A 22678-nucleotide genomic window follows, 5' to 3' on the forward strand; every position below is an offset into this window, starting at 1 on the left:
ACGATTATTCACTGCGAAGGTGAAAGTTATCGTCGTAAAACGGCCCTGAGTAAGGGCGATTAAAATTCGGTATCAACCGGCCAAGATAATTGTCGGAAAACCGGCCAAGATAATTGACGCTAGATATTGCCCACAGATAAGGCTTCGACATCCTGTAAAAATGCGGTTGCTGTTATCATTTTTACCTCATTTTTTGGGGGAGTGTTATTAGTGCTTCTAGGGTGAGCTTTTTAGGTATAAGTCTGTTATTAATCATATTTAACCAAACAATTTGCGAGCTGTTTTCTGGGCCAATACTAATGTGGATGGGTTTGTCATCGCCATAATAATAAAGTCGATCAAAGGGCAAATGGCTCGCGACCCAAATAGCGACTGCTTGCGATGAGGTGTTGTTTATCCGTAAATCCATTGCAGCACCGAGGCGAGGGCAGATAGGCTTGCCCTTGGAATTGAGCTCATAGGCAGCATGTTGATCTAACGCTGGGGCGATTCTTGGGGAAGCATTTTTGCGGATTAAACTTCTAAGTTGTTGCCCACAAAATCCAAACGTGAGTTGTACTGGGCCAAAGTGGTCGGTAATGGGGTCGAGTATATCTTGCGCGAGTTTTTGGTAGGCTTCCCAGCTTTGTGTTTGCATGGGCAGGTTATCGCATTTGGCCTTGTGCCAGGTTTCGCCACAGTGAAATAAATCTCTAAATCGATAGTAATGGCTACAGTATTCATCAAGTTTTTCATTTAGCGTTTGAAGTGATATCTCACTTTTCAATTGCTGGGTCACGGTGATTAGTCTGTTGTTTTATTCCTTTGCTATCAGAATCAATGTTGCGGATTAATTTTGCAAACATCTTTTCAAATTTAGGTCATTTCTTATGCCATTTATCTTTATTAGAACGGAGATAAAGTTACAATTAATGTCCAAACTTGAAAAATTTTGTTGAATTAACGGAAAATTCAACTAATGATAATTAGTTTTAAATACAAAGAGTTAATAAATCAATCCTGTTCTTTGATTAGGAACCCGCTTGGAGGCGTATCTTATTGTTCTCCATACGGATTATGATGATGGAATAAAGTAATGCTTAAGGTAATGCCAATTGTAATGCTAAAATTTTAAACTTTATATTTATATTTTATTATCAATAGATTAAGTTGTGAAGTGGACTCCCTCTCTCACCGCCAAATTAAAGCAAAGGGAATCAGTATCTTACTGGTTCCCTTTGTTGTTTTGGGACCAATTGGGGACCATTTCAGCGTTTTTTAGTCCGCTTATGTCCGCATAAAGCCCATCATTTCAGATATACGACTTGCCATGCGTTGCGAGTCTTTGGGGATCCATTTGCCGTAATGCTTCTTGATCATGGTGGCATCACTATGACCAAGTTGGCGCGCTACCCATTCAAGTGGAACGTAGTTTGAAAGTAACTGACTAGCGAAAGTGTGGCGGTTTTGATTGGGCCCACGGTGTCGCAACTTGGCGTGCTTAAGTATGCTGGTAAACCAGCGGCGCACGGAATTGTCATACCACGGTTCATTACTTTTACCGTTCAGGAAAACCAAACGGATGCTTTCTTGCCTGCTGGTGATATTGTCCCGTTGCTTCACGCCCTGCTCAGCTGAGCCAAACATGATTGAATATTTTATTTGGCGCTTTTATAGGACCCAAAAGTACGATGACTCTGGTACGTTCATGTTCCTTAGTTCTCCGTCCCATCAATCCCTTTTTTACAGCAAAATCAGCAGATTTTTACTCTTCAAATAACAGAGTGACTTAATAATTTAATAATAAAAATCCAAAGCTTGTATGGAATTAAAGTAAAGGTATTCTTCGGTTTTTAGTTCGTATGTATGAGAAAGCGATTTATAAAATAATCGCTCGAATTTTGATTGGGAGAGTAGGTGATATTCTGCTATGGGATCTATCGGTGTAGCCCCAATAAATATTGGGCTACACCGATAAAGTCAGTCTATTTTTTGACAAGACTTAAAGTACTTTAGCGATTGATTGGGCTAAATAGTCAACATTGTCTTCACTGATCCCGGCGATGCTGATGCGGCTTGAGCCTACCATATAGATGCTGAATTCTTTTTGCAGGCGCGCCACTTGCTCTGGATTCACCCCGAGGAAGGAGAACATGCCTTTTTGGCGGGCGATAAAGCTAAAGTCCCGGTCCACGCCATTGGCTTTGAGTTTATCCACTAAAATGGAACGGTTACCATTGATACGATCGCGCATGACTTTTAATTCATCAAGCCATTCTTGGGTTAATTCTTTTGATCCTAAAATCGTCTCAACAATGGCGGCTCCGTGGGCAGGTGGCATAGAGTAGAGGCAACGAACCACATAAAGCAGTACCGATTGCGCGATATTGGCGGTATTGGCATCTTTAGCAATCACAGAGCAAGAACCAATACGCTCACGGTACAAACCGAAGTTTTTCGAGCATGAGCTGCAGAGGATCATATTGTCGACCGCTGCCGCCATTTGGCGTACGCCATAGGCATCGATATCTACGCCATCACCAAAGCCTTGGTAGGCCATATCAATCAGTGGGGTAAAACCTTGATCTTTGGTCAGGGCAACCACTTTATCCCATTGCTCTGTGGTGAAATCCATTCCGCTGGGGTTATGGCAACAGGCGTGGAATAATACCACATCATCAGGACTCACTTGCGATAATGCAGCGAGCATCTCATCAAATTTCAATGATTTGCTATCGTAATCATAATAAGGATAGGTTTTAACGGTAATCCCCGCCGCTTCGAATAATCCTGTGTGATTTGCCCACGTTGGGTCGCTCACCCATAACACCGCATTCGGGTTACAGCGTTTGATAAAGTCACCCGCGACACGCAAAGCGCCTGTACCACCTGGGGTAGAAACTGTGCGGATACGATTAGCGATAATGGCGCTGTGGCCAGCACCAAAGGCTAATTCAGTCATTAAGGTGTTGAATTGTGGTGAACCCGTTGGGCCGATATACACTTTGGTGGTTTCGGTATCGAGACGGAATTTTTCGGCTTTTTTGACGCAGTTAAGGATGGGAGTATGGCCAGCGGGATCTTTATAAACCCCTACACCTAAATCCACTTTTTGTGGATGAGTGTCTTCGCGGTACTGAGTCAGCAAGCCAAGGATAGGATCTGCAGGCATTGCGGTAAGTTTATTAAACATAGCTCCATCTACCTTTCTGGTTGTATAGCAATCGTGATTTTCGGTTCAGATCTGCATTATTTATCGTTTGAGGCCTAGAATAGCGTGGAAAGGTAACGCTTTTAAAGTGAAAACTGTGATTAAACGCCAGTGAGCTTGGCAAAAAAGCCTGCCAAAAGTGCGATTAAATCATAAATTAACCGCTTAAATTTTGCATTTTTGTTATTTTGGCACTGACTTAAGTAAATAAAGCCACCCAAAAGGCATTTTTATCGAAAAAACGGTTGAATCCTTAGCGACAATCGGTAATTTTATAACAACGAAGCACCAACAGGGCCCCAATCTCCTTTTATTTGTAATTTTAACTTGACGCGCCGTAGCGTGAAGTTGCCATTTTGCCTATTCAGTCTGCGTGATCGTGATGATGACGCCCTCATTGAGAAAGAAGATTTATTCATGAAGCAATTACGTCTTGAACCTGTTGTGCAAGTCCGCGGTGAAATCAACATTCCCGGCTCAAAAAGTATTTCCAATCGTGCCCTTTTATTGGCGACCTTAGCCCAAGGCACGACCACACTCACCAATTTGCTCGACTCAGATGATATTCGCCATATGTTGGCCTCCCTCAAACAGTTAGGGGTGAACTTTCGTTTATCTGCCAATAACACTGTGTGTGAGTTAGAGGGGTTAGGCGGTGCTATTTCTGCGGCATCTGCACAGGAATTATTTTTAGGTAATGCGGGTACGGCAATGCGCCCCTTGTGCGCTGCTTTAACCTTAGGCCAAGGTGAATTTACCCTCACGGGCGAACCGCGTATGGAAGAGCGCCCGATTGGCGACTTAGTCGATGCCTTAAGGCAACTCGGTGCTAATGTTGTGTATCTTAAAAATGACGGTTTTCCACCACTGACCATTAATGCCACAGGCCTTAATGGCGGTGATGTTGAAATAGCAGGGGATTTATCAAGTCAGTTTTTAACGGCCTTATTGATGGTGGCGCCGCTTGCCAAGGGCAGCGTGAATATCCATGTCAAAGGCGAGTTAGTCTCTAAGCCTTATATCGATATCACCATCGCCTTGATGGCGCAGTTCGGCGTAACAGTTATCAACCATGATTATGCCCGATTTGAGATTATTGCAGGTCAGCGTTATATATCACCGGGTAAAGTACTGGTAGAAGGTGATGCGTCATCGGCATCCTATTTCCTCGCCGCAGGGGCGATTAAGGGCGGCGAGGTCAAAGTCACTGGTGTTGGCCGTTTGAGTATTCAGGGCGATGTGAAATTTGCCGATGTGCTGGAGAAAATGGGCGCCGATATTGAGTGGGGCGATGACTATATTATCGCCCGAGGCTCGCCATTAACGGCAGTCGATTTAGACATGAACCACATTCCCGATGCGGCCATGACCATTGCAACGGCCGCGTTATTTGCCAAAGGCACGACGGTTATTCGCAATATTTACAATTGGCGCATTAAAGAGACAGACCGGTTAGCGGCGATGGCAACGGAGCTGCGAAAAGTGGGCGCTGAGGTAGAAGAGGGTAACGATTACATCAAAATTACGCCACCTGCCGTCATACATACGGCTGAAATTGATACCTATAACGATCACCGTATGGCCATGTGTTTTTCTATGCTCGCATTTGCCGATTGCGGTATTACTATCAATGATCCTGGTTGCACATCTAAGACCTTTCCGGATTATTTTGTGCAATTTGCAAGCCTTCAATCCTAACTTGCCCAGTCTGACTAAAACCAAATTTGTCTCCCTTCGAAGATGAAGCCGTATTCGTGCGGCTTCTAATCTTCATAAAAAATCCACGGATTTTGTTTATCTTTTGTTGTACAATGCGGCGCGCTCATTTTCGGGGCTCATTTGATGAACTCACGGATGATGATTATTTTTTGCGGAGGAATGTATGTCTGAACGGGCTCCTGTAGTCACAATCGACGGCCCAAGCGGTGCTGGTAAAGGAACAATAAGCCAATTATTGGCACAGCATTTAGGTTGGCAACTGCTTGATAGTGGCGCTATTTACCGAGTTCTTGCGCTTGCCGCAATTCATCACAATGTTGAATTGGAAAATGAAGAATCCGTCACACTGCTCGCGGCACATCTTGATGTGAAATTTTTAACGGGCAATGAGAAAGATCCAGTTCAAGTGATATTGGAAGGTGAAGATGTCACGAGTGCGATTCGCACCCAAGAGTGCTCTAATGCTGCCTCTATAGTCGCAGCATACCCACGGGTCAGGGAAGCATTATTACGCCGTCAACGTGCCTTTAGAACGGCACCGGGATTAATTGCCGATGGCCGCGATATGGGGACTGTGGTTTTCCCTACCGCACCGGCAAAATTATATTTAACTGCATCGGCAGAGGAGCGGGCTCAAAGACGCTATAATCAGTTGCAGGACAAGGGCTTCGATGTTAATATCGAGCGCCTTTTAAGTGAAATTATCGAACGTGATGAACGTGATATGAATCGTCCGGTGGCTCCTTTAGTCCCCGCCGAGGATGCGCTCGTTATCGATACTAGCGGAAAAGGCATCAACGAAGTGCTTGAGCTCGCGCTCAATCACATCAACCAAAAGTTATCCAGTGCTAACTAAGGTTATTCTCTGGGTAGGTATTCGTATTATGGACGATACGGATAATTAGACTGACTCCACGTCCAGGACGGGCTGTGGTTTATTAAAGAAAGTAACCTAAACATGACTGAATCTTTTGCTGATCTATTTGAACAATCCCTTCAAACTCTGGAATTCCGTCCAGGTTCTATCGTTCGTGGTACTGTTGTTGCCATCGAAAACGGTATGGTACTGGTTGACGCAGGTCTGAAGTCTGAAAGCCCAATCCCAGCTGAACAATTCAAAAACGCTCAAGGCGTTTTAGAAATCGCCGTTGGTGATGAAGTTGACGTAGCTCTTGACTCTGTTGAAGACGGCTTCGGTGAGACTCAACTGTCTCGCGAAAAAGCGAAACGTCATGAAGCTTGGATCGTTCTGGAAAAAGCTTACGAAGATGCTGAAACTGTAATCGGTATCATCAATGGTAAAGTGAAAGGCGGTTTCACTGTTGAATTAAACGGTATCCGTGCCTTCTTACCAGGTTCTCTAGTTGACGTGCGCCCAGTTCGCGACACCGCTCACTTAGAGTACAAAGAATTAGAATTCAAAGTTATCAAACTTGACCAGAAGCGTAACAACGTTGTTGTTTCTCGTCGTGCAGTTATCGAATCAGAAAGCAGCGCTGAGCGTGATGCACTGTTAGAAAACCTGCAAGAAGGTCAAGCAGTTAAAGGTATCGTTAAGAACCTGACTGACTACGGTGCATTCGTAGATTTAGGTGGTGTTGACGGTCTGCTACATATCACTGATATGGCGTGGAAACGTGTTAAACACCCATCTGAAATCGTCAATGTTGGCGACGAAATCAACGTTAAAGTGCTGAAGTATGACCGTGAGCGTACTCGTGTGTCTTTAGGTCTGAAACAACTTGGCGAAGATCCATGGTTAGAAATCAGCAAGCGCTACCCAGAAAACACTAAGTTAACTGGTCGCGTAACTAACCTGACTGACTACGGTTGTTTCGTTGAAATCGAAGAAGGCGTTGAAGGTCTGGTTCACGTTTCTGAAATGGATTGGACTAACAAGAACATTCACCCATCTAAAGTGGTTAACTTAGGTGACGAAGTTGAAGTTCTGGTTCTGGACATCGATGAAGAGCGTCGTCGTATTTCTCTAGGTCTGAAGCAATGTAAGACCAACCCATGGGATGACTTCGCAACTCGTTACAACAAAGGCGACAAGGTTTCTGGTAAGATCAAGTCAATCACTGACTTCGGTATCTTTATCGGTCTTGACGGCGGTATCGATGGTTTAGTTCACCTGTCTGACATTTCTTGGAACGGTACTGGCGAAGACGCAGTTTCTGAATACAAGAAAGGCGATGAAATCCACGCAGTGGTTCTGTCTGTAGACCCAGAGCGTGAGCGCATCAGCTTAGGTGTTAAGCAAACTGAAGATGATCCATTCAACGCTTATTTAGCTGACAAGAAGAAAGGTACTATCGTAAACGGTACTGTTTCTGCTGTTGATGCTAAAGGTGTGACTGTGGAACTGGCTGACACTGTTGAAGGTTACATCCGTGTAGCTGACATCAGCCGTGAGCGCATCGAAGATGCATCTACTGTTTACAATGTAGGTGACGCTATCGAAGCTAAGTTCATGGGTGTTGACCGTAAGAACCGTTCTATCAGCCTGTCAATCAAAGCGAAAGACGAAGCTGAAGAAAAAGAAGTAATGGCGACCTTGAATAAACAAGAAGACGCTGTTATTAGTAATGCAATGGCTGAAGCGTTTAAAGCAGCTCGCAAATAATCGCCTGTTGTTAGAGGGTGGTTCGCCACCCTTTATAGGTGACTGTGTTTGGCTTGATAATAGGGGATAGCTAGGATGACAAAATCCGAACTGATCGAAAAACTCGCCACCAGGCAGTCGCAGCTGTCGGCGAAGGAAGTTGAAAGTGCAATCAAAGAGATGTTGGAGCAAATGGCAACAACATTAGAAAGCGGTGACCGTATTGAGATCCGTGGCTTTGGTAGTTTCTCGCTTCATTATCGTGCGCCGCGTACTGGCCGCAATCCAAAGACAGGTTCATCTGTCGAATTGGAAGGCAAATACGTCCCGCACTTTAAGCCAGGCAAAGAACTGCGCGAGCGCGTTGACGCCGTTAATGTGTGATTGACCGCATAGTGAAAAGCCTCCGTTAGGGGGCTTTTTTATATCTATTGCAAGGCAAAGCTGGTCAGCCCAGTGAATTTCTTGGATAATCAGAAAATTGAAACGCGTTTAGGGAGTGCAGCGTGAAATCTTTTGTGGTGACTGTCCTTGTGGCACTGTTATTTATTCTGGCATTAATCTTTGGTGCACGTAATGAGCAAATGGTGACGATCAGCTATTTTGTGGCCCAAGGTGAATATCGTCTACCCGTAGTATTAGCGATTGTTTTCTTTGCTGGCTTTATGCTGAGTTGGTTATTTGCTTGCTATTATATTGTGAGACTGAAACTGACTTTAGCAGCAACCCAAAAGAAGTTAAATGTGCAACTTGCTAAAATGCCCCAGGACGTAGACGCCTAATATGCTTGAGATCCTCTTTCTGCTGCTTCCGATTGCTGCCGGTTACGGTTGGTATATGGGGCGGCGGAGCATAAGGCAAAATCAAACTAATCAGCGTAAGCAACTAAGCCGTGATTATTTCACTGGCCTTAATTTCCTGTTGTCTAACGAGTCAGACAAAGCGGTTGATTTATTTATCAGCATGCTCGATGTTGACGATGAAACTATCGACACTCATCTGTCCTTAGGCTCACTTTTTCGTAAACGCGGCGAAGTCGACCGCTCCATCCGTATCCACCAAAACCTGATCGCTAGGCCAACGCTCACCAATGAGCAGCGCGATATTGCCATGATGGAATTGGGCAAAGATTATTTGGCGGCGGGATTTTACGACAGGGCGGAAGAAATTTTTATCAACTTGGTTAGCCAAGACGATCACAGTGAAGAGTCTGAAACCCAGCTAATCGCTATCTATCAAGTGATTAAGGAATGGCAAAAGGCTATCGATATCACTAAGCGCTTAAGCCGCAAACGCCAGCAAACGTTAAAGCCCATCATAGCCCACTTTTATTGCCAGCTCGCCGATGAAGCCAATGATGATGTAGAGAAGATTAAACTGCTACAGCAAGCACTTAAACAAGATCCTAAGTGTGGCCGGGCCTTACTCACACTCGCCAAAAAATTCCTCGATATTCAAGATTATCCACAGTGCAAAGCCATGCTAGCGGCACTTAAAAAAGCGGATATTGAACTCTTTGCCGATGCCCTGCCGACGGCGAAACAAGTGTACCGCGATACCCAAGATAAAGAGGGCTATCAGGAATTACTGGCGGGCGCCATGGCTGAAGGCGCTGGCGCATCTGTGGTGGTGGCGCTAGCCCAACATATGATAAGCCTTGATGAGCTAAAAGCTGCCGAAAACATGGTCCTCGATGCGCTGTATCGTCATCCGACGATGAAAGGCTTTCAGCATCTGATGCAGATGCATTTGCGTCAGGCCGAAGAAGGGCAGGCTAAGCAAAGTTTAACTATGCTAGAGCAGCTGGTTGAGCAACAAATTAAATTCCGTCCAAGCTACCGTTGTAAGGAGTGTGGTTTTCCTTCCCATGCGCTTTACTGGCATTGTCCTTCCTGTAAAAACTGGGGCAGTATTAAACGGATCAGAGGTTTAGACGGCGAATAACCTTTTGAAATACCTAGTTAGTGTAACCCCGTTGGAGAGATGATGACGACTAAACCTATCCTCGTAGCGCTTGATTACGATAATAAAAACCACGCTTTACAACTGATAGACAAACTCGATCCCAACATGTGCCGCCTTAAAGTCGGCAAAGAAATGTTTACTCTGTTTGGCCCGCAACTGGTGAAAGATATCCATGATCGCGGTTTTGATTTGTTCCTCGATTTGAAGTTTCACGATATTCCCAATACTGTCGCTAAAGCCGTAGCGGCTGCCGCTGAGCTTGGCGTTTGGATGACAAACGTGCATGCTAGCGGTGGTTTAGCCATGATGGAAGCGGCAAAAAAGGCTTTAGTTCCCTACGGTAAAGATGCACCAATGCTGATCGCCGTGACGGTATTGACCTCTATGAGCGATGAGGATCTTAAATTGATAGGCATCGATGTGCCTGCCTTTGAGCATGTTCAGCGTTTAGCTAAGCTGACCAAACAAGCAGGCCTTGATGGTGTGGTTTGTTCGGCTCAAGAGGCGAGTGTACTTAAGTCATTATTAGGTCAAGATTTTAAACTTATCACCCCAGGTATTCGCCCAGTGGGCAGTGATGCTGGCGATCAACACCGAGTGATGACACCACCAGAGGCGCTGGCTGCCGGTTCTGATTACCTAGTCATCGGCCGCCCCATCACCAAAGCCGCCGATCCATTAGCAGCATTGCAAGCGATTTATCAATCATTGGCATAGAATAATAAATCACTCCTAGAGTGCTTATCTCACTGTTCACGGAGAACGCCCATGTTTAATGCTACGATGTTTAACTATCAGGGTAAGAATGTTGTCGTTGTCGGTGGTACCAGTGGGATAAATCTGGCGATTGCCATTGCGTTCGCACAGGCTGGCGCCAATGTCGCAGTCGCGAGTCGCAGCCAAGATAAAATTGATGCCGCGGTATTGCAGTTGCAACAGGCTAATCCTGACGGTATTCATTTAGGGGTGAGTTTTGATGTGCGCGATCTTAGCGCCCTTGAAATCGGTTTTGATAAAATTGCTGCTGAGTTTGGTTTTATCGATGTGTTGGTCAGCGGCGCGGCGGGTAATTTCCCCGCCAGCGCGGCTAAGCTTTCGGCCAATGGATTTAAGTCGGTGATGGACATTGATTTGCTTGGCAGTTTTCAAGTGCTAAAGCAGGCGTACCCTTTGCTGCGTCGCCCCAATGGCAATATTATCCAGATTTCGGCGCCGCAGGCTTCGATTGCTATGCCAATGCAAGTACATGTATGTGCAGCAAAAGCGGGTGTGGATATGCTGACGCGAACCTTAGCCTTAGAGTGGGGCTGTGAGGGGCTAAGGATTAATTCGATTATGCCTGGCCCCATCGCGAACACTGAAGGCTTTAATCGCCTTGCACCCAGCGCCGCATTACAGCAAAAGGTTGCCCAATCCGTTCCATTAAAACGCAATGGTGCAGGTCAGGATATTGCCAATGCCGCGTTATTCTTAGGCTCTGAATTAGCATCCTATATTACGGGTGTTGTGCTGCCAGTTGATGGCGGTTGGTCACTTGGCGGTGCCAGTATCGCGATGACAGAGCTTAGCGAATTGGCCGCAAAAATGTAGTTTGGTTTTAGATATTTGATATTAAAATTTAACACTTTGATTTTATAGATAGATTAAGTAGGTAATGATCCATGGCTAACGCATTACAAGAGCAGCTACTTAAAGCTGGGCTTGCCAGTAAACAAAAGGTTCGCGACGTTAAGACCCAAAAACGCCGTGACAAAAAATCCCGAATAGACGATGGCTCAAGTGCTTTTAAGCAAGAAGTGGCCGAGCAAAAACGGCTTCAGGCGGAAAAAGATAAAGCGCTAAACGAGCAACGTTTTGCAGAGGCATCCGAGCGTGGACAGGTGCGCGGTTTAATCACTGAGTTCACTAAGTCTGCGATTAAGATCCCAACTTATGCCGAAGTGAAGTTTAACTATACCCTTGATAATAAAATCTATTCTTTGTACATAGATGAAAAACTACAGGCTGAATTGCTCAAAGGGCAGTTAGGTATAGTGCGTTACGAAGATAAGAGTTACTTAGTGCCCCATAAGTTAGCCGAACGGGTCAAACTGCTGGTGCCACAGTGGTGTGGTTATCTGTGGCAACAGGATGAATCTAAAGCTGTAGTGGTTGAAGATGACCCCTATGCGGATTATGCGATCCCCGACGATTTAATGTGGTAATTGCTCCAAGCCTGTGAGCTACCGCCGCGACAATCTTGTGGTAAAGCTTATAAAATAGAGACCCTTAAGTTCAAGCTTAAGGGTTTTTTATGGGTTGAATTTGTACTTTGTTCACGTACCTTCATATTATTCGCGGCTGTATTTGTAATGAGATTGTGTTCTACAGTGAACTGGTATAAATTAAAACAACTGTTTTAATCCTACGTTTAAGAGTCTACCAATGAACCCTTATCAAGCCCCGTTAACGGATATGCGTTTCCTACTGGAACAGGTATTTGATGCCCCTAACACTTGGGCACAATTGCCTGAAATTGCTGAAATGGTCGATATTGACACGGCTAATGCCATTCTTGAAGAAGCCGCCAAGATCAGCAGTGAGTTGATCCATCCGCTGAACCGGACGGGCGATGAGCAGGGCGTGTTGCATCAAGATAATCAAGTGATTACCCCTGATGGCTACAAAGCCGTTTATGAGCAGTATTCCCAGGGCGGTTGGGTTGGTTTATGTGGCGATCCTGAATTTGGCGGCATGGGGATGCCGAAGATGCTGGGGATCTTAGTCGATGAAATGGCCTACAGTGCCTGTAATGCGTTTACGCTGTATGGCTCCTTAACTGCAGGTGCGGCGTTATGTATCAATGCCCACGGCAGTGAAGCATTAAAACAAGCTTATTTGCCTAAGTTATATTCCGGCGAATGGGCGGGCGCTATGGATATGACAGAGCCGCAAGCGGGTTCTGATCTACGTAATATTCGCACCCGTGCTTTACCGCAGGATGATGGCAGTTATTCCATCACGGGCAGCAAGATTTTTATTACGGGTGGCGATCATGATTTAACTGAAAACGTCATCCACTTAGTGCTTGCCAAGTTACCGGATAGCAAAGGGATTTCACTCTTCCTTGTGCCTAAAATATCGGTGAATGCCGATGGCAGCTTAGCCAATGCCAATGGAGTATCAGTGGGGTCTATCGAGCACAAGATGGGCCTTAAAGGTTCAGCAACTTGCGTGATGAACTTTGATAATGCCCAAGGTTTCTTGATTGGCGAGCCCAATCGCGGCCTAGTATGTATGTTTACTATGATGAACTACGAGCGTTTAGCGATTGGTATTCAAGGGTTAGGCAGTGCGCAGGCGGCATATCAGATGGCAGCCGATTACGCGAAAGAGCGAAATCAAGGTGTTGCCGCTGGCGGTTCGCCGACGGGCAGCGATTCTGATCCTATTATCGTTCACGGTGATGTACGCCGCATGTTGTTGACCATTCGCGCGATGACAGAGGCAGGTCGTGCTTTGTCTGTGTTTACTGGACAACAGTTGGATCTAGCTAAATATGCCCAAGATGAAGTGAAGGCCAAAGCGGCGCGCTATGTGGGCCTATTAACGCCAGTAGCAAAGGCATTTTTAACCGACCGTGGTCTAGATGCGACGATCATGGCACAGCAAGTCTTTGGTGGACATGGTTATATCCGTGAAACGGGCATTGAGCAATTAGTCCGTGATACCCGTATTGCACAGATTTATGAAGGCACCAATGGTATTCAAGCCATCGATTTCCTCGGCCGTAAAGTTACGGGTGATAATCTTGCCGCCTTGAAGGAATTTGTGGCGGACTTGAAGTCACAAATGCGCTCATTCACCCAAGTTGATGCGGTGAAAGTGGCGGCAGTATGTGCGCGTTTAGATGCATTAGTGATCGTCGCCGAGTCAGTCAATGAGCACAAAGTGGCTCAGCCTGCGCTGATCAATGCCTGCGCGGTCGACTTTTTAGATGCCTTTGGTTATACCCTCTATGGTTTCTATTGGTTGGCTATGGTTGATAAAGCCGCTGCCCATGAGGATAAAACCTTCGCCGAGCAGAAAACCTATTTGGCTAAGTTCTATTTTGATAAGTTATTGCCTAAAGCGGATTATCACTTAGCTCAAGTGCGGGCTGGGGATACAAGCACTATGGCGATGCCTGCGGTCTTGTTCTAATTTTTCATTTTGTCCCGTCCTAAGATAGGTTGACAGTTTTTAGGCCAGCTCCAGTAGCTGGCCTTTTCTATTGTGCACCTGATTAGGGGTTGCCATATTCAAACTCAGATGCGGTCTCATATCGTTGTATATTGCTATCGATTCTCTAACAAGTATCTTCAGCTCCGCAAATGTCCTACATCGGTGCAGTAAAAACTCCTGCTTCAGTATGCCATTCACTCTTTCTGCTAATGCATTTTGGTAGCAATCATAACCATCCGTCATTGACGGCTGGATTTGGCTCGCCTGAAGCGCATTCTGATAAACTGCTGAGCAGTATTGTAAGCCTCTGTCTGAGTGATGCACCGCGTTGCCAATATAGCGTTTATCTTTTATGGCCATTTTTAACGCTTTCACCACACTCTCGGCTTTCATGTCTTTACTCACGTGATGACCGACTATCTTACGAGAACTCGCATCGGTGACCAGTGACAGGTAGTGCACACCTTGGTCTGACTCAAGATAGGTGATATCGCTGACCAGTACATGCCCTGCATCATGTAGTCCTTCCTCTTTCAGCAGATTAGAATGCTTCTTCATCCAGTGTTTGCTGAACGTGGTTTTTGTGTAGCTTTTCTTCGGTTTAACCAGCAAACCTTCACTTCTCAAATAGGTAAAGAACCCATCTCGCCCGAGTTTAATATCGTGTTCAACCAGCTTGGATTTTATCAACGAGTAGAGCTTACGGGCCCCTAACCTTGGCATATATTTACGCCAGTACTGGACCCAGTCTTTGATGACCGATAGCTCAGCTCTACGACGTTCCATTCGAGCAACTGCCTGATAAATACCTTGCCTCGACATACCCGCAGCACGACATGCGGCTGCGAGGTTTATTTCTCCGTTGCCTTTTGCTTGCCAGACGTACCGGATAAGTACTTTTTTTTGAGGCCAGCTCCATATTCATTGTCCATGATATCAACCATGCCATTGAGGATTTGGTTGCGCAGTTTCTCTTCTGCTAACTCACGTTCAAGGCGCTTGATCGTTTCGGCAGGGGTTTCTTTTGACTTAGGCATAAGGGGATGCTGAAAAGGTTTCGACCAATCGAGTCTACCATGTTTTCGAAGCCAAACGAGTACGGTTGAACGGCCTTGAATACCAAAACGGCCTTGGGCTTGTTTGTACGTCATTTCGCCTTTTTCAACACGCTCTACAACGCCTAATTTAAAGGCTAAGGTGTAATCTCGTTGTGTGCGCTTACGGCTTGAGTTAATTGATGTTGTCATAAAGAAGTCCTCTTTATGTCAACGTATTTCAGGACGGGACATTTATTCATAAAAAAGCACTGAGTAATCAGTGCTTTTTTATTGCGTTATTGGCGATAGTCGCGGTCGTTAATGGCTCAGCTTCATGGTATTAGCATCGGTTTGGCTTGCGGTGTTTACCTGCGCCGCTGGGGGGATTTCTCTTAACAGTGTGGTGAGAAAACTGGCGCTAAAGGCGGGCTTATTTGATTTGTTAGACTCCGGAGCTATGCCATTTTCGAGCACCACAAATAAAATGTCCTGCTGCTGAGGTAAGCGAATAAACCCCGCTAAATTTGCCACCCCCTGCATTGACCCTGTTTTGGCGAAGATAAGGTTTTTCAGGGGCGGCTTGGTATAGCCTTGGCGATATTTAAGAGTACCACTCACACCCGCCTGGGGCAGACTCGCAATGAGCCCACTGAAACGTGCATCCCTGTGTATTAGACTCAGTACATCGGCGAGTTGCCTAGCATTCAATAGGTTATACCGTGATAGACCAGAACCATCGACAATATTGGCACTCGATAAATCCACACCTAAATCGGTTAGAATGTGCTTCATCGCCGCGGCGCCATGGGTAAAACTGCCTTGGGTGCGATAATAGGTTTTGCCCACTTGCTTAAAAAGACTATCGGCGATCAAATTATCCGATTTAAGCAGCATAGTTGTTAGCAATTCAGGTAAGGGAGCTGAGCTATGGCTGGCAATCAGTTTTGCTTTTGGTGGAATATGCTCCCCGACTTGGACTTTGCCAGCAACCGTTACTTCGCCCTTAAGCATGGCGCTGAGCGTATCCTTGGCAAATTTCTCAGGATCGCTCACGGCGATAGCGAGGGGAATGGCCTCACTGCCAGGATAGCAGCCACGCAAATGATACTGGTTCTGTCCTAGGCGCACGAGATCGAGCTGACAAAAATCGCGATTGGCCTGTTGATCGAATACGGCATCGCTGCTCACTTTGACCCCATAACTTGCAGCACGGAGTTTGACCATAGCAGTTTGTGTTGCACTGCTTGGGATGAACTGACCGTAAACGCAATTTTGGTTGATAATATAGCTAGAGACGGGGGCGGCAAAACAAATGCCCAAATCGTCCCATACCCAGCCAGGTGCTTGAAGTTGTTCCTGTTTATCGCCAATCAAATATAAATGACCCTCGATACGAGTGATCCCCTGTTTGGCTAAACTCGCAAAAATCCCCTTAAGATCTGCCTGCGTTAATGTGGGATCGCCATTAAAACGTAAATAAACACTGCCCGCGATATGGCCATGGCGAATGGGGGCATCGCTCCACAGTTCGGTGACATAACGGAACTCTGGGCCAAGTGCCGCCATAGCCGTGACGGCCGTCAGTACTTTCTGTGTGCTGGCGGGGATCAATAAGGTATCTGGCTGATGGCTGTAAATGAGTTGATTGTTGGCTAAATCAATGGCCATTATTGCGGTTTGCGAATGGCGCGGACTGATGTCTGCCATTTGTTTAGCAAAGAGGGTCGAGTTTTCAGGGGGCAGAGTCTCGGCTTGCAAGCCTAGGGTTGCCAGTAGCAAGCTAACGTAAAGCGTCGTTTTTAAGCTATCCATGTGAGGGTTTAGCCTGAGTATCAAAGTTAATGTTCATTATTTCCGTCATCTTTCTCCATAAGACGATACAACCTTAGGGTGACAAATAACACTAAACCAATAAACAGTGGCAGGATCAATAACCCGAGTTGGGTTTTGAAATGGAAAATCCCCCAAGCCAAGATAAGCGTCAGTGCGAGTGTAAGCAGAATTTTTTTATTCTTCATAGTCTCTATCATTCATAGTAACTGTCTGAGTAACCATAGGTGTTTTAGTTTACGCTAAAACAGTCGACAGGGGATGGGGCAAAACCCAAGAAGCTAGATTTTGTGATTCATGTGTCATTTACGGTTCTTTTAGCCATAAATGCGTCACTTTTGCCCGTTAGCTTCGGCATTAAATCGTTTCAGGTCAAATTACCAGCAAAACAGGTGCGTTTCAGTGGGCTTTTCGCGAAAAGTCTTGCCGAGACGCAGTGAAGTCGGTAATTTCTACCCCTTACGATTTTAGGATCTCAGGTAACCACTAAACCATGCCTCATATTAGTATGCGCGGCTTACCACAGGCAGTCGTTGCAGAGTTTAGCCAAGCATTACTGCAGTCTTTGGCGGCGATATGCAAAGGTAATGCTGAGAGTTTCACATTAGATTGGATCCCGAGTATCAGTTACCGTAATGGGAAAATTGATCAACGCTTCGTCCAAGTCGAGTTACTCTGGTTTCCGGTTGACCCAGATATCCATCTCAAAGTAGAACAAACGATCAGGCTGGCAGTGACAGAGGCCTATCCAGAATTAACTCATATTGCTGTGATGTTTTTGTCACTGACCCCAAGTGCTTCCTATCGGGGTGGTCAGCATGTATAAAGGAGGATTGCCTTGCTAGATAAGCTTGGTGGAATAGCCGTTCAACCCGAGGCTTTAACGTGGTTGCTTACGCCATGCCGATTTAAGGCAGAGTTACTCGCTCGCATCGAGAGTGCTAAAAACAGTATTTATATTGCTGCACTCTATTTAGAAGATGACGAAGCGGGCCGTGAGATTTTACAGGCCTTGATGGCTGCCAAAGCGCAAAATCCCGCATTAGATGTCAAGATCCTCGTCGATTTTCACCGGGCAAGACGTGGCCTAATTGGCCATAAAGGCGACAGCGGTAATTATCTTATGTATCGCCGCGTGATGGCCGAGGCTGAGTATCCTATCGATATTATGGGAGTGCCAGTTAAATCCCGTGAATTTATGGGCGTACTGCACCTTAAGGGCTTTATTATCGATGATGCGGTGATTTACAGCGGCGCTAGTCTTAACAATATTTACTTACAACAGAATGAGAAATATCGTTTCGACCGCTACCATGTGATTGAATCGGCCGAATTGGCCCGTAGTATGCGGGCGATGATCCAGCGCTATATTATCGCCGATCCCGCAGTGACGTCACTCACCCAGGATGCGCAGCAGGAAGTGCTACCGCCCAAAAACGATGTGCGTAGCTTTAAATTGCGTTTATCGGAAGCGGAATACGAATTTGCATCTACCCGTAGAGGCAATCGGATCACGCCTTTGCTGGGGTTAGGCCGCAAGAAAAACCTATTGAATAAAGTGGTAGTTGCTTTAGTCGAGGAGTCTAAAGACTCGCTATTTATCTGCACTCCTTACTTTAACCCCCCTTACATTTTAGTGCGTGCCTTAGCTAAGCATCTACGTAATGGCAAACGTATCGATATCGTTGTCGGCGATAAGACGGCGAACGATTTTTATATTCCGCCAGAGCAGGACTTCTCGACCATTGGGGCGCTGCCCTATATGTATGAGCAATCTTTGCGTAAGTTTGCCAAACGTCAGCAGTGGGCAATTGATAATGGCCAGTTGAATATCCATTTGTGGAAGCACGGCATCAACAGTTATCACCTTAAAGGGATCAGTGCAGACGGTAAAAAGCATTTGATCACAGGTTCCAATCTTAATCCTAGGGCGTGGGCGCTGGATCTGGAAAATGGCCTGTTGATCCACGATGAAACTGCTTGCTGGAAAGCGCAATTTGAAGCCGAGCAGGCACATATTCTTGAACACACACAGCGGTTATATCACTACAGCCAAGTGGATACGCTGCAAAGCTATCCTGCGCCAGTGAAAAAAATCATGACTCGTATTCGACGATTAAAAGCCGACTTTCTGTTAAGACGTATTCTGTAGCCTTAGACGATTAAAGAAAAAAGCCCACATAGTATAGTGGGCTTTTTAGTTTTTAACTTACTGATTTTGAGGCATTAGATTTTGATGGGTATCATTTTGGTCTTTAGCGTAATGAAGTGATGCTATCACGAGAATAACCATCATAGTACTTAGTAATCCAATACTTAATTGTCCTCCCATGGGCATGACTGACATGCTAAGCGCGGCAAGACCTGCGCCAAAATTCTGTAACCCACCCAGTAATGCCCCCGCAATACCCGCTTGACGCGGAAACGGTTCCAGTGCCGCAGAGGTGAGGGTAGGAAACAGCATACCTGCACCACTAAAAAATAATATAGAACCTACAAGTAAACTCCATGTGCTGACGAGCAGGAATATCCCAGGGATAAGCATAAATAAAGCCCCAGTCCCTAATAGTGCAACACCTTGATAAACAGTACGTTGTGTTTTAGTTTGCTTACCAGCAATCAAGGCTCCTAACAAATAGCCAGGAATAGGGGCCACAAAGTAACAACTCACCATAAAAGGCGGAAGCCCTAAATATTGACCGTAGAGTACACCTGCAATCGCTTCAAAAGCAGCAATACCTGCGAATGTGGCTATTAACGAAGACAGATAGGCTCTAAATCCTCTATGCCGTAGTACATGTCGATAGGACTCGATGATGGGGTTATGCTCACGTTTACCCGAAGGGAGGGACTCTTTAAATCCGACTAATAATAGTAACCACACAAATACGCCAAATCCTGCGAGTACCCAATAGACAGCTTGCCATCCAAAATAAGCGGCCATTATGCTACCCAAAAAGGGGGCAATGAGTGGGAGAAAAACCACGGCCATAGAGACATAACTATTAAATTTTACTAAGTTGTCACCAAAATAGTGATCCCGAGGAATACTACGACATAAGGCGCCTGCACTTGCGGTTCCTAAACCTTGGATCAAGCTTGCAAAGATAAGTTGATTAAAATGTTGAGCCTGTGCGGCCAAAAATGCCCCTAAGATAAAAATACCGATACCGATGAGTAAAGGTGTTTTACGCCCAATACGGTCAGACAAAGGTCCATACACAAATTGGAATAATCCATATGCAATAAGGTAACAGGCCATCACAGCCTGTAATTGACTGGCATCTACATTTAAGCTGAGGGCAATTTGCGGCAATGCGGGCACAAAAATGGTTTGTGCCATTTGGCCACAAGCCACCATAAATACCAGCATAAATATTAAGCTTACAGAAGAAGGTACTGAGTTTGACACGAAAGAGTGTTGAGCTTTGCCAGACATGAAATCGCCATAAAAAGAACATAAGTTAATGGCGCGCATCTTACGCGCTAAAAGAGGAACTTCAAGTATGAATCATGCTGATTTAGCACAATAATATTTTATGTTATGCATAAGTTTTTCTCTTCATTTTGGATTGTAAAGTTAAACTTACGTCGAGTTATTTGCTTGTTAATTGTGTGGGGTAATTGCAAATGTATTAATGTTTGGCTCAACTTTGATGAACCTATTTCCTTACAAGGGGATTTGTTTAAAACATTTGGTATCAAAACGCTAATGACAAACCAGTGGATAACATATTTGATACAAGGAAGTAATGCTAAAAATAGGGGTAAGCTACAAATAAAATAGGAGATCGTAAATAGACCGATCTCCTTTAATGCTAAACGGATGCTACTTTTGCAATTTTTCTATGCCAGTTAAAATTTGATAACCCACAGTCACCCGTGGTGGAACGGGATAATTTTTATTGCTTAGTAAGACTAACCCAAGCTTTTGCGCTGGGATAAAGGCGACATAGGCGGCAAAACCACCGGTTGAGCCAGTTTTATTGATCCACACATTTTGCTGCGGCCCAAGGGGCGGCACTATGGGTTTTACGGGCGTGCTGCCAAACACCACTTGTTGAGTGTGGCCCGCAAGCATCTTTTCAAGATCAATAGGATACGGATAATGTTCCCAAATCATATCCTGGGTCATCATGCCGACATCAAAGTATCCTGTGTGGGTCCCATCGATTGCCATTTGCAGTGGCTTAGCCAGCGGGTGCATTTGCATATTGGCTTCCACAAATTGCAGCAGATCCGTGGCTGTGGTTTTCACACCATAGGCTTCATCGGCCAATACACCGGGATTGACCCGCACGGGTATATCTTGCTTATTGTAGCCTTGGGCATAATCGGTCATTTTACTGCTTGGAACCTTGAGATAGCTGCTGGTCATACCTAATTGTGGAAATAGCGTTTGCTCAAGCGCTTGCTGAAATGTTTGCTCTAAACTCTGCGCGGCAATCATCCCTAGTAGACCAATGCTTGGATTGGCGTAATTCCTGTGGGTCCCAGGGGCAAATGACGGCTGCCAATGCTTAAGATAATCCATTAACTCTGCGTTATTCGTGACCTTATCGGGCACTTGCATCGGCAGATCTCCCGCGGTGTGGGTTGCTAAATTGATAAGACTAATCCCATCAAAATGACTGCCTTTTAATGCTGGAACATAATCGCTGGTCATATCCGTGAGGATTAACTTGCCTTTAAGCTGTGCGTAGTTTGCCAGTGTTGCAGTAAAGGTTTTGCTGATAGAGCCAATCTCGAATAGGGTATGCTCAGTCACACCTTGCCCTGTGGTTTTAGAACTGACGCCATATTGATAAAAATACTGTGTACCATCAAGGGTAATACCAATCACAGCGCCGGGAATACCGTACTCGGCCATCAGGGGGTTGACTGCGGAATCTACAATTGACTGGATGTCTTTGGTATTAATCGTTTGGGCTACAGCGATATTAGAAAATAGCGTTGCACTGAGCAGTACGCCGCTTAATAACGGCATGGAAGCGAGTAGGGGGTGTCGTTGCATAATTGACCTTTCATCGAAATTGCATTTATAGAGTCGAGATTGAACTCGATATTACGGCAATTCCCCATTAAGTTAAGCCCTTACTGATATTTAGCATTATTTTCCCTCTGAAGGTAACTAAAGCGTTAACTTCGCTAACCCTGTGTTAAAAGCGATGTGGTGACATTGAGTTTGGCATTACAGCTGTTGCGCCCTTTACGGCCAAGGGATAAACTGCGCCGCCGCGAGAGGAAAGTGCCGAATAACCTACCGCCCCCTAATAAGTTTGCAAGAGAATTGGTTTTATGGCTTTAGCCCCACATGCAGTGCACCATTTATATCAGTACCGTAAGTCTATTTCGACTAAGCCCTTTGGTGCCCGTGGCAAAAAATTGATCCGTTGTCCACTATGCCTTTTGGGTGAGCAGTTTTGTACCTGTGCGCTGCGCCGTCAGTTACAGACTCAAGCCAGTTTTCTGCTGATCATGTATAACGATGAAGTGCTAAAACCAACTAACAGCGGCCGATTGATTGCGGATCTTATCCCTGATACGCACGCCTATATTTGGTCGCGCACGGAACCCGACGCGGCATTACTTGCCTTGCTCGATTCGCCGCAATATCAACCCTATTTAGTGTTTCCGGCTCAATATGCGGAGCAGGGGCAAACCGTACTGAACCAAGTGCCGATGTCGACGTTAGCCGAAGGTAAACGGCCGCTATTAATTATGCTCGATGGCAGTTGGCGTGAGGCGATTAAGATGTTCCGTAAGAGCCCTTATTTACATTCATTGCCTATGCTTTCCTTCGATCCCGATACGCTGGCGACCTATGCACTGCGTAAGGGCAGCCATGATTTTCAACTTGGCACCGCCGAGGTCGCCTCCTTGGCCTTAGGGGCGATAGGCGAGGCGGCTAATGGCAAAGCGTTAAGTGCATGGTTTGATTTGTTTGTCGAATCATCTTTACTGGGGCGTAATCGTCGTTGCCGGGAAGATCTTCTGCCGATCACCGAGTTTACCGATGCCTTCGAGCTTGCCTTTGAACAGGCGAGTGGCCGTACAAGTTAATCTTTTTTGATAATCAATTCAGTCAAATAAAAATCCCCTACTGAGAGGGGATTTGTTACGTGTAGC

Annotated in this window: 21 protein-coding genes; 13 read left to right on the plus strand and 8 right to left on the minus strand. The window is 45.6% G+C overall.

The genetic code is table 11. From position 1 onward, the window contains the following. Nucleotides 1-181: 181 nt before the first annotated feature. The 3 genes from MJO46_RS01835 to MJO46_RS01845 all read right to left on the minus strand — a co-directional run bounded on the left by MJO46_RS01835 (nucleotide 182) and on the right by MJO46_RS01845 (nucleotide 3172). Nucleotides 182-637 carry a hypothetical protein gene (locus MJO46_RS01835; RefSeq protein ID WP_253987858.1) on the minus strand — a complete coding sequence of 152 codons (456 nt, stop codon included), beginning with the start codon at nucleotides 635-637 and terminating at the stop codon, nucleotides 182-184. 629 nt (nucleotides 638-1266) lie between these two features. After that, a complete protein-coding gene (locus MJO46_RS01840; protein WP_253987859.1) occupies nucleotides 1267-1626 on the minus strand; it encodes a tyrosine-type recombinase/integrase in 360 nt (119 codons plus the stop codon). Between the two features lie 355 nt (nucleotides 1627-1981). Then, on the minus strand, nucleotides 1982-3172 hold the full coding sequence (locus MJO46_RS01845) for an amino acid aminotransferase (RefSeq protein ID WP_253987860.1): 1191 nt from the start codon (nucleotides 3170-3172) through the stop codon (nucleotides 1982-1984). Between the two features lie 435 nt (nucleotides 3173-3607). Here MJO46_RS01845 and aroA point away from each other — a divergent pair, with 435 nt between their 5' ends. The 10 genes from aroA to MJO46_RS01895 all read left to right on the plus strand — a co-directional run bounded on the left by aroA (nucleotide 3608) and on the right by MJO46_RS01895 (nucleotide 13661). Continuing rightward, nucleotides 3608-4888, plus strand: coding sequence for a 3-phosphoshikimate 1-carboxyvinyltransferase (aroA, locus tag MJO46_RS01850; protein WP_253987861.1), 1281 nt, complete (start codon nucleotides 3608-3610; stop codon nucleotides 4886-4888). 184 nt (nucleotides 4889-5072) lie between these two features. Then, nucleotides 5073-5765 carry a (d)CMP kinase gene (cmk, locus tag MJO46_RS01855; protein ID WP_253987862.1) on the plus strand — a complete coding sequence of 231 codons (693 nt, stop codon included), beginning with the start codon at nucleotides 5073-5075 and terminating at the stop codon, nucleotides 5763-5765. 102 nt (nucleotides 5766-5867) lie between these two features. After that, nucleotides 5868-7535 carry a 30S ribosomal protein S1 gene (rpsA, locus tag MJO46_RS01860; protein ID WP_007647759.1) on the plus strand — a complete coding sequence of 556 codons (1668 nt, stop codon included), beginning with the start codon at nucleotides 5868-5870 and terminating at the stop codon, nucleotides 7533-7535. Nucleotides 7536-7610: 75 nt separating this feature from the next. After that, complete coding sequence (ihfB, locus tag MJO46_RS01865; protein WP_007647758.1) at nucleotides 7611-7898, plus strand: integration host factor subunit beta; 288 nt, start codon at nucleotides 7611-7613, stop codon at nucleotides 7896-7898. A 122-nt stretch (nucleotides 7899-8020) separates the two neighbouring features. Continuing rightward, nucleotides 8021-8296, plus strand: coding sequence for a LapA family protein (locus tag MJO46_RS01870; RefSeq protein WP_198780033.1), 276 nt, complete (start codon nucleotides 8021-8023; stop codon nucleotides 8294-8296). Nucleotide 8297: 1 nt separating this feature from the next. Further along, entirely contained in the window at nucleotides 8298-9458 is a 1161-nt protein-coding gene (gene lapB, locus MJO46_RS01875; protein ID WP_253987863.1) for a lipopolysaccharide assembly protein LapB, read from the plus strand. 42 nt (nucleotides 9459-9500) lie between these two features. After that, on the plus strand, nucleotides 9501-10196 hold the full coding sequence (gene pyrF / locus MJO46_RS01880) for an orotidine-5'-phosphate decarboxylase (protein ID WP_253987864.1): 696 nt from the start codon (nucleotides 9501-9503) through the stop codon (nucleotides 10194-10196). Between the two features lie 51 nt (nucleotides 10197-10247). Continuing rightward, nucleotides 10248-11069 carry an SDR family oxidoreductase gene (locus MJO46_RS01885; RefSeq protein WP_253987865.1) on the plus strand — a complete coding sequence of 274 codons (822 nt, stop codon included), beginning with the start codon at nucleotides 10248-10250 and terminating at the stop codon, nucleotides 11067-11069. A 71-nt stretch (nucleotides 11070-11140) separates the two neighbouring features. Then, nucleotides 11141-11683, plus strand: coding sequence for a DUF2058 domain-containing protein (locus MJO46_RS01890; RefSeq protein ID WP_107947622.1), 543 nt, complete (start codon nucleotides 11141-11143; stop codon nucleotides 11681-11683). Nucleotides 11684-11903: 220 nt separating this feature from the next. After that, nucleotides 11904-13661: an acyl-CoA dehydrogenase C-terminal domain-containing protein gene (locus tag MJO46_RS01895; protein ID WP_253987866.1), complete on the plus strand. Its 1758-nt coding sequence runs from the start codon at nucleotides 11904-11906 to the stop codon at nucleotides 13659-13661. Between the two features lie 39 nt (nucleotides 13662-13700). Here the strand turns inward: MJO46_RS01895 and MJO46_RS01900 are convergent. From MJO46_RS01900 to MJO46_RS01910, 3 genes are all read right to left on the minus strand, one after another. Next, nucleotides 13701-14929, minus strand: a protein-coding gene (locus tag MJO46_RS01900) for an IS3 family transposase (RefSeq protein ID WP_253987867.1) whose coding sequence is annotated in 2 segments (ribosomal slippage) — nucleotides 13701-14587 and nucleotides 14587-14929 — 1230 coding nt in all. Because the reading frame shifts where the segments join, the coding sequence is not laid out codon by codon here. 108 nt (nucleotides 14930-15037) lie between these two features. Continuing rightward, complete coding sequence (gene dacB, locus MJO46_RS01905) at nucleotides 15038-16531, minus strand: D-alanyl-D-alanine carboxypeptidase/D-alanyl-D-alanine-endopeptidase (RefSeq protein ID WP_253987868.1); 1494 nt, start codon at nucleotides 16529-16531, stop codon at nucleotides 15038-15040. 26 nt (nucleotides 16532-16557) lie between these two features. Further along, the gene (locus tag MJO46_RS01910; protein WP_253987869.1) at nucleotides 16558-16737 is read right to left on the minus strand and encodes a hypothetical protein; all 180 of its coding nucleotides are present in this window, start codon (nucleotides 16735-16737) and stop codon (nucleotides 16558-16560) included. 305 nt (nucleotides 16738-17042) lie between these two features. Here MJO46_RS01910 and MJO46_RS01915 point away from each other — a divergent pair, with 305 nt between their 5' ends. Together MJO46_RS01915 and pssA are read left to right on the plus strand one after the other, a co-directional pair. Beyond that, the gene (locus tag MJO46_RS01915; protein WP_253987870.1) at nucleotides 17043-17375 is read left to right on the plus strand and encodes a DUF1904 domain-containing protein; all 333 of its coding nucleotides are present in this window, start codon (nucleotides 17043-17045) and stop codon (nucleotides 17373-17375) included. Nucleotides 17376-17387: 12 nt separating this feature from the next. After that, nucleotides 17388-18701: a CDP-diacylglycerol--serine O-phosphatidyltransferase gene (pssA, locus tag MJO46_RS01920; protein ID WP_198780025.1), complete on the plus strand. Its 1314-nt coding sequence runs from the start codon at nucleotides 17388-17390 to the stop codon at nucleotides 18699-18701. A gap of 57 nt (nucleotides 18702-18758) precedes the next feature. Here pssA and emrD read toward each other — a convergent pair whose 3' ends face one another. Both emrD and ampC read right to left on the minus strand, forming a co-directional pair. Next, on the minus strand, nucleotides 18759-19988 hold the full coding sequence (gene emrD / locus MJO46_RS01925; protein WP_253987871.1) for a multidrug efflux MFS transporter EmrD: 1230 nt from the start codon (nucleotides 19986-19988) through the stop codon (nucleotides 18759-18761). Nucleotides 19989-20378: 390 nt separating this feature from the next. After that, nucleotides 20379-21563: a class C beta-lactamase gene (gene ampC / locus MJO46_RS01930; protein ID WP_253987872.1), complete on the minus strand. Its 1185-nt coding sequence runs from the start codon at nucleotides 21561-21563 to the stop codon at nucleotides 20379-20381. A gap of 284 nt (nucleotides 21564-21847) precedes the next feature. On the opposite strand from ampC, the gene MJO46_RS01935 reads away from it, so the two are divergent. Beyond that, nucleotides 21848-22612, plus strand: a complete 765-nt coding sequence (locus MJO46_RS01935; protein ID WP_253987873.1) for a tRNA-uridine aminocarboxypropyltransferase — start codon at nucleotides 21848-21850, stop codon at nucleotides 22610-22612. Nucleotides 22613-22678 lie beyond the last annotated feature (66 nt).

It is taken from the genome of Shewanella sp. KJ2020, from assembly GCF_024197625.1.
Taxonomy (GTDB): Bacteria; Pseudomonadota; Gammaproteobacteria; order Enterobacterales; family Shewanellaceae; genus Shewanella.

What these genes read in the sequence shown, in the direction of transcription:
- MJO46_RS01845 (WP_253987860.1), bottom strand. Translation starts at nt 3,172, where the DNA reads ATGTTTAATAAACTTACCGCAATGCCTGCAGATCCTATCCTTGGCTTG.
- emrD (WP_253987871.1), bottom strand. Translation starts at nt 19,988, where the DNA reads ATGTCTGGCAAAGCTCAACACTCTTTCGTGTCAAACTCAGTACCTTCT.
- ihfB (WP_007647758.1), top strand. Translation starts at nt 7,611, where the DNA reads ATGACAAAATCCGAACTGATCGAAAAACTCGCCACCAGGCAGTCGCAG.
- MJO46_RS01890 (WP_107947622.1), top strand. Translation starts at nt 11,141, where the DNA reads ATGGCTAACGCATTACAAGAGCAGCTACTTAAAGCTGGGCTTGCCAGT.
- cmk (WP_253987862.1), top strand. Translation starts at nt 5,073, where the DNA reads ATGTCTGAACGGGCTCCTGTAGTCACAATCGACGGCCCAAGCGGTGCT.
- MJO46_RS01910 (WP_253987869.1), bottom strand. Translation starts at nt 16,737, where the DNA reads ATGAAGAATAAAAAAATTCTGCTTACACTCGCACTGACGCTTATCTTG.
- MJO46_RS01840 (WP_253987859.1), bottom strand. Translation starts at nt 1,626, where the DNA reads ATGTTTGGCTCAGCTGAGCAGGGCGTGAAGCAACGGGACAATATCACC.
- pyrF (WP_253987864.1), top strand. Translation starts at nt 9,501, where the DNA reads ATGACGACTAAACCTATCCTCGTAGCGCTTGATTACGATAATAAAAAC.
- lapB (WP_253987863.1), top strand. Translation starts at nt 8,298, where the DNA reads ATGCTTGAGATCCTCTTTCTGCTGCTTCCGATTGCTGCCGGTTACGGT.
- MJO46_RS01885 (WP_253987865.1), top strand. Translation starts at nt 10,248, where the DNA reads ATGTTTAATGCTACGATGTTTAACTATCAGGGTAAGAATGTTGTCGTT.
- MJO46_RS01835 (WP_253987858.1), bottom strand. Translation starts at nt 637, where the DNA reads ATGCAAACACAAAGCTGGGAAGCCTACCAAAAACTCGCGCAAGATATA.
- aroA (WP_253987861.1), top strand. Translation starts at nt 3,608, where the DNA reads ATGAAGCAATTACGTCTTGAACCTGTTGTGCAAGTCCGCGGTGAAATC.
- MJO46_RS01895 (WP_253987866.1), top strand. Translation starts at nt 11,904, where the DNA reads ATGAACCCTTATCAAGCCCCGTTAACGGATATGCGTTTCCTACTGGAA.
- MJO46_RS01915 (WP_253987870.1), top strand. Translation starts at nt 17,043, where the DNA reads ATGCCTCATATTAGTATGCGCGGCTTACCACAGGCAGTCGTTGCAGAG.
- rpsA (WP_007647759.1), top strand. Translation starts at nt 5,868, where the DNA reads ATGACTGAATCTTTTGCTGATCTATTTGAACAATCCCTTCAAACTCTG.
- dacB (WP_253987868.1), bottom strand. Translation starts at nt 16,531, where the DNA reads ATGGATAGCTTAAAAACGACGCTTTACGTTAGCTTGCTACTGGCAACC.
- MJO46_RS01935 (WP_253987873.1), top strand. Translation starts at nt 21,848, where the DNA reads ATGGCTTTAGCCCCACATGCAGTGCACCATTTATATCAGTACCGTAAG.
- ampC (WP_253987872.1), bottom strand. Translation starts at nt 21,563, where the DNA reads ATGCAACGACACCCCCTACTCGCTTCCATGCCGTTATTAAGCGGCGTA.